Raw genomic sequence first — 2018 nt, 5'->3', positions numbered from 1 at the left:
GGTTATAATGGCATCGCTATCAGCGGTAAATACCAATTTATCATCATTTAATTCGGCATGTACCCATACTTTGCTCTGGCAGCCTTTAATGATATTGTCGTCGGTTTTGTATTGCTCCTCGATTAGGGGAAGTGATTTTCCCAATTCTATCATATATTCATAACGCTCCATCCAATCGTCAAACATGGAGAATTCCTCTATAATCTCTTCCTGTATTTCTTGTATACTCATAGTGTTAATTTATCCTGTCATATGGAATTTCATTGCAAAAGTACAACACACAGCACTTAAATTCAAGAAGATATAGATTGCGTTATGGATTTTAGATCAACATAGACTTGGCGCGCTTTACTCCGGCGACCAATACATCTATCTCGTCCTTGGTGTTGTAAAAACTAAAACTTGCCCTTACCGTTCCTGGAATCTTATAAAAGTCCATTATGGGTTGCGCACAATGGTGGCCAGTCCTAACGGCAATTCCCAGCTTGTCTAAGATGCTTCCTATATCATAGGGATGTAATCCTTCTATATTAAAGGAAATAACGGCTGTTTTGTTGCTAGAGGTGCCATAGATTTTTAAACCTTCTATGGTTAAAAGCTGTTCAGTGGCATAGGTTAATAGTTCGTGTTCGTACCGTGAAATAGCATCAAATCCAATGTTGTTCATATAGTCCAATGCCGCGCCAAAAGCTATACCTCCTGCAATGTTTGGGGTCCCGGCCTCAAACTTATGGGGAAGGGCTGCATAAGTGGTTTTTTCAAAGGTCACCTCGGCAATCATTTCCCCACCTCCTTGGTATGGAGGTAATTTGTTTAGCCATTCCTCTTTTCCGTAAAGGACACCTACCCCAGTAGGGCCGCACATTTTATGGCCAGAAACCACATAAAAATCTACGTCTAATTCTTGCACGTCTGCTTTAATATGGGGTGCCGCCTGTGCGCCGTCTAACAATACCGCTGCGCCAACTTTATGGGCCGCACTGATAATTTCTTCAATGGGATTTATTGTTCCCAATGCATTGGAGACATGGTTGCAAAATACCAGCTTTGTTTTATCGCTTAATAGTTTGTGGTATTCTTCCATCACCAATTCTCCTTCTATATCCATGGGAATTACCCGTAAAACCGCTCCGGTGCGGTCTGCTAGCATCTGCCAAGGAACTATGTTGGAATGGTGCTCTAGGGCAGAGACGATAATTTCGTCCCCCGCTTGTAATATGGAGGCAAAGCCATTGGCCACCAAATTAATACCGAAGGTAGTACCTGGGGTAAATATAATTTCGTGGCTTTTGCGAGCGTTAAAGTGCTTTTGAATCTTTTGCCTAGCCTCCTCATATACGTCCGTTGCTTCCTGGGAAAGGGTGTGGACCCCTCGGTGAATATTGGAATTATACCGCTTGTAATAATCCACTATAGCATCAATAACCATCGTGGGCGTCTGTGAAGTGGCGGCATTGTCCAAATACACAAGAGGCTGGCCATGGACCTTCCTGTTTAAAATGGGAAAATCTTTGCGAATAGATAGAATATCGAATACAGTGTTTATCATAACGGTAATTAACTGACTATAGGGATGTCCTTATAGGTCAAAACCAATATTGACCCCTAATTTTTTAGCGATTATTTTATTGATCCTTGCCTTAAGTTCTGGAATACGAACCGTGGACAATACGTTGTTGGCAAAGGCATACATTAATAACGCCTTGGCCTCCTTTTTTGGAATACCTCTAGACTGTAAATAAAATAAAGCCTCGTCATCCAATTGTCCAATGGTACAACCATGCGAACATTTAACATCATCCGCGAAAATCTCTAGCTGTGGCTTGGTATTAATCGTAGCCTTGTCACTCAACAGGATGTTGTTGTTCTGCTGAAATGCATTGGTTTTTTGGGCAATCTGATCTACGATAATCTTACCGTTAAAAACAGCAGTTGCACTTTCATCGTAGATACCTTTGTAATCTTGGTAGCTTTCGTTGTTTGGCTTAATATGGTGTACCAAGGTGTGGTGGTCTACG

Annotated in this window: 3 protein-coding genes; all 3 read right to left on the bottom strand. The window is 41.6% G+C overall.

Annotated features, from left to right (window positions below; all coding sequences use genetic code 11):
- Positions 1-231, bottom strand: a 231-nt coding sequence (locus F1E73_RS16770) for a SufE family protein (RefSeq protein WP_150452631.1), incomplete at its 3' end; no start/stop codon positions are given.
- Positions 232-322: 91 nt separating this feature from the next.
- Positions 323-1549, bottom strand: a complete 1227-nt coding sequence (locus tag F1E73_RS16765; protein ID WP_150452630.1) for an aminotransferase class V-fold PLP-dependent enzyme — start codon at positions 1547-1549, stop codon at positions 323-325.
- Between the two features lie 30 nt (positions 1550-1579).
- The coding region (locus tag F1E73_RS16760) for a SufB/SufD family protein (protein ID WP_150452629.1) at positions 1580-2018 on the bottom strand (439 nt) is incomplete at its 5' end.

The organism is Arenibacter lacus, assembly GCF_008711145.1.
Lineage (GTDB): Bacteria > Bacteroidota > Bacteroidia > Flavobacteriales > Flavobacteriaceae > Arenibacter > Arenibacter amylolyticus.
This window is presented reverse-complemented; position numbering and strand designations above follow the sequence as displayed.